This is a genomic window from Methylobacterium sp. WL7 (genome assembly GCF_008040085.1).
GTDB lineage: Bacteria > Pseudomonadota > Alphaproteobacteria > Rhizobiales > Beijerinckiaceae > Methylobacterium > Methylobacterium mesophilicum.
On the sequence record NZ_VRVG01000238.1, the window covers coordinates 1 to 3,830 of the forward strand.

The 3,830-nt window shown below is 71.4% G+C and carries 3 protein-coding genes and 2 pseudogenes; 4 read left to right on the forward strand and 1 reads right to left on the reverse strand.

Annotated elements, in window-relative coordinates; translation table 11 throughout:
* Positions 1-205 precede the first annotated feature (205 nt).
* The 3 genes and pseudogenes from FV233_RS28560 to FV233_RS28570 all read left to right on the forward strand — a co-directional run bounded on the left by FV233_RS28560 (position 206) and on the right by FV233_RS28570 (position 2,730).
* The gene (locus tag FV233_RS28560) at positions 206-583 is read left to right on the forward strand and encodes a HigA family addiction module antitoxin (protein WP_246690124.1); all 378 of its coding nucleotides are present in this window, start codon (positions 206-208) and stop codon (positions 581-583) included.
* Positions 584-720: 137 nt separating this feature from the next.
* Positions 721-1,155, forward strand: a pseudogene (locus tag FV233_RS28565) (pyridoxal-phosphate dependent enzyme); the annotation flags it as partial.
* A gap of 147 nt (positions 1,156-1,302) precedes the next feature.
* The gene (locus tag FV233_RS28570; protein WP_147899540.1) at positions 1,303-2,730 is read left to right on the forward strand and encodes an RluA family pseudouridine synthase; all 1,428 of its coding nucleotides are present in this window, start codon (positions 1,303-1,305) and stop codon (positions 2,728-2,730) included.
* Here the strand turns inward: FV233_RS28570 and FV233_RS28575 are convergent.
* On the reverse strand, positions 2,697-3,410 hold the full coding sequence (locus tag FV233_RS28575; protein WP_147899541.1) for an alpha/beta fold hydrolase: 714 nt from the start codon (positions 3,408-3,410) through the stop codon (positions 2,697-2,699). The genes FV233_RS28570 and FV233_RS28575 overlap by 34 nt on opposite strands.
* 217 nt (positions 3,411-3,627) lie before the next feature.
* On the opposite strand from FV233_RS28575, the pseudogene FV233_RS28580 reads away from it, so the two are divergent.
* Positions 3,628-3,830, forward strand: a pseudogene (locus FV233_RS28580) (hypothetical protein); the annotation flags it as partial.

Here is a 3,830-nt window from a genome sequence, read left to right on the forward strand (position 1 = left end):
GCAGCCACCGGTCCAGATCCTCACGCCATCCACCAGCACCTGACATCGCGAGCACCCACGCTCATGGCCGTGGCAGGCGAATCCGCAAAAACCTCCAGCGTTCCCTCAATCTACCAAAGTAGTGCTAGTGGTCTGCCGCCGTGGCGATCGCTCGATCTAAACACTCATCCGAAAACGATCGTGTCAATTGACGAAGGAGTCCCAGGTGAACGCTGTCCATCAAGCGGCAAATCCGTGTCATCCCGGCCTGTTCGTTCGCCGCAAGGTCTTCGAGCCGCGCAACCTCACCATCATGGAGGCGGCCGGACTTCTAGGCGTCACGCGTCACGCGCTGACGGATTTTCTCACCGAGAAGTCCCCTCTGACTGCCGACCTGGCTTTCCAGATCGAGAAGGCGTTCGGGTACAGCATGGAAATGATGATGGAGATGCAGAAGCAGTTCGACATCGCCGCCGTGCGCAGGCGCGAGCGGAATGTTCGGAACGACTCGATGGCCAAGGCTTGGTCTCAGGTCGCCGCGACACGGCTGCAGGTTGCCCAGACACGGGCCCAGACGCCTGAGCGGAAGCACGCCTTCGCGTAACGTTCGCACCTGGCGGATCTCGGCCAGGCATCCGGGATGCCGAACCTGTCGCGGCTGCGGGCGGGAGACTGTGTCCCCGCCCTTGAGAACCTCCGGCTGATCGTCAGAAATTCCGGAGCAGCCGTAGGGAGACGACCGGCCCGGAGATCTGGGTGCAATCCGGGGGCCGGATCGATGCCTGGATCGCCTCGGTCGGGACGGGCGCGACCTTCCTCGGGGTCGCCGCGGCGCTCCGGGCGCGCGATCCGCGCGTCATCTGTGCGGCCGTGGAGCCCGAGGGCTGCCGGCCGCTGGCGGGTGAGGCCATCACCAAGCCGCGTCACGTCTTGCAGGGGACGGGCTACGGCAGCGTGCCGCCGCATTGGGATCCCGGGTTCATGGATCTGGCTGTCGCTGCGACCGACGACGAGGCCGTGCGATGGCGCCGGTTGCTGGCGACGCGGGAGGGCCTGCATGTCGGCTACTCGGCTGCCGCCAATGTCTGCGCCGCCGCCGCCCTGCTCGGCTCCGGCCGCCTGCCGGCCGACGCGGTCGCCGTGACGGTGCTGTGCGACACCGGCCTCAAATACTGACGGTTGTGGCGTCGGCCATCGCCGCCTTTGCTGCTGCGCCCCCGCGATGCTAGAGCCGGGTGACCCCATCGGTCCGGGTCCTCCGCGACGCCGCGGCCGATGCGCCCGGACGTTCCGTCCGAAGCGGAGACGGGTGCTGGCGGAATCATGACGACACGACCACCCCCCCGCGGCGGCCCGAAGGGACGCAAGCCCCCGTCCGGTAAGTTTCCGCCGTATGGCGAGCGCGCCCGCACAGGCCCGCGCACCAGCGCCCGCGACGCCGCCGAGCGCGCCGCCCGCAACCGCGGCGACGATGCTGGCGCGCGCGATCCCTGGACCGCACCGGGCACGCCCCACGCCGTGGCTGCCGCTGCCGCCGCGGCGGCAGCGGCGAAGCCGAGGCCGCGGCCTGCCCGGGCCGAGCGCGACGATGCCGCGCCTCCGCGCAAGGCGCCGCCCCGGCCGAGCGCCAGGCCGGCCGCGAAGGCGTATGCCAAGCCCGTCGAGTCGCGGCCGGCCGCCCAGCCTTCGCCCCCTGCCGCGCCGGCCGGTCCGACAAGGCGCGAGCAGCGCGCCGCCGCCTCCGCGACCCTCGCCTCCGGGGTGCAGACCCTGACGGTCGAGGCGGACGAGGCCGGCATGCGCATCGACCGATTCCTCACCGCGCGCTTCCCGCTCCTGCCCTTCACCCGGGTGCAGAGCATCGTCCGCAAGGGCGAACTGCGGGTCGACGGCAAGCGCGCCAAGCCGAACGACCGGCTGGAGCCGGGCATGAGCGTGCGCGTGCCGCCGCTGCGCCTCGACCAGCCGACCGAGCGCCCGCGCAGCGCCGCGCGGGAGCAGGACGACGCCGAGTTCATCCGCTCGCTGATCCTCTACGAGGATGCCGACATGATGGTGCTCAACAAGCCCTTCGGTCTTGCGGTCCAGGGCGGCTCGGGCACCGTCCGCCACGTCGACGGGCTGCTCGCCGCGCTGACCGGCCCGGACGGCCAGAAGCCGCGCCTCGTCCACCGGCTCGACAAGGATACGGCCGGCTGCCTGATTATCGCCAAGACGAGGCTGGCGGCCGCGACGCTGGCAAAAAGCTTCCGCTCGCGGGCCGCGCGCAAGATCTACTGGGCGCTCACTGCGGGCGTGCCGCGGGTGCGCCAGGGTCGGGTCTCGACCTATCTCGCCAAGGACGAGCCGACCGACGCCGACGCGCGCATGCGGGTGGCCAAGCACGGCGACGAGGGCGCCAGTCACGCCCTGACCTATTACGCGATGGTCGATCAGGCCGCCCAGAAGCTGTCGTGGCTGTCGTTCAAGCCCGTGACCGGGCGGACCCATCAGCTGCGTGCTCACGCGGCCCATATCGGGCACCCCATCGTCGGCGATCCGAAATACTTTTCCGTGGAGAACTGGGAGCTTCCGGGCGGGATCCAGAACCGGCTCCACCTGCTCGCCCGGCGGATCGTGATTCCGCATCCGCGCACCGGCCGGCCCGTGGATGTCAGCGCGCCGCTGCCGCAGCACATGGCCCAGAGCTGGAACCTGCTGGGCTTCGACGCATCCCGCTACGATCCGATCGTCGAGGCGCCGGAGAGCTGATCTCGCAGCCAAGGTACGATGGCCTCTGCCAGCGCCTCGGGGGCCTCCATCGGAAGCATGTGGCCGGAGCCGTCGATCACTATCAGGGCGGCGCCGGGGATGCCGTCTCGCAGTTCCCGCGCCTCGTCGAGGCTGCGCAGGGCGTCCTGGGCGGCCGCCACCACCAGGGTCGGGCACGTGATCGTAGCGAGCCTGTCCCGGTCGCTCGCCCGCGCCTGTCCGGCTTGGCGCAGGAACACGTCGCCGCCGAGGCGGTCGCCCATACTGCGGATGCGGGCGATGAGCGCTTGGTCGCCGGCCCGGTCGGGATGCACCGATCCGAGGATCGCGGACCGGCTGAGCCCGGCGAAACCCTGGCGGCGAACGTTCGCGACGGCCGCGTCCTTCCGGCGCGCCTGGGCGGGCGTGTCCGCCCGCGCCGACGTGGCGATCAACACGAGCGCTTCGATTCGCTCCGGTGCGAGGCGGGCGATCTCCCGCGCCACGTAGCCGCCCATCGAGAAGCCGATGAGGGCGAAGCGCTCCGGCGCCTCCTCGGCGACCCGCCGCGCCATCGCCGCGATGGTGTCGTCCCGGCCCAGGTCGCCGTGCAGGATCGGCCCGAACGGCGCGAGGCTCGGGGCCATGTCGGCCCACAGGTCCGGATCGGTCATGAAGCCGGGAAGCAGAACGAGGGGCATGGCGCGGTCGTGATCCTCGGTGGCCCGGCGCAACATCGGTGTCCGAGCGGCACCCCCTTTCGAGATGCGGCGCGCGCCTCCCCGGTGCGGCGTGGACCGGGTCCTGAAAGTCTACGGGCCGGCACGCCTTGGCAATTGGCCGACTCGCCTCATATGCTGATCCGCGACCCGCCGTTCCGCCGCGGGGCCGATTTCCCGCGGTTCGAGACCCTGACGCATGAAGCTCGCGACGCTGGCCTGCCTCGCTGCCCTCTGCCTCGTCGGGCCGGCCGCCTACGCCGCGCCGGGCGACACGGCCAAGCCGACCGCTCCGGCGAATCCGTCCCCGACGGCCGGCGCGCCAAGGCAGACCCAGCAGGCGCCGATCCCGCCCATGCCGGCTCAGCCCGCCCCCCCCGCGGAGCTGCCGCAGCAGCAGGC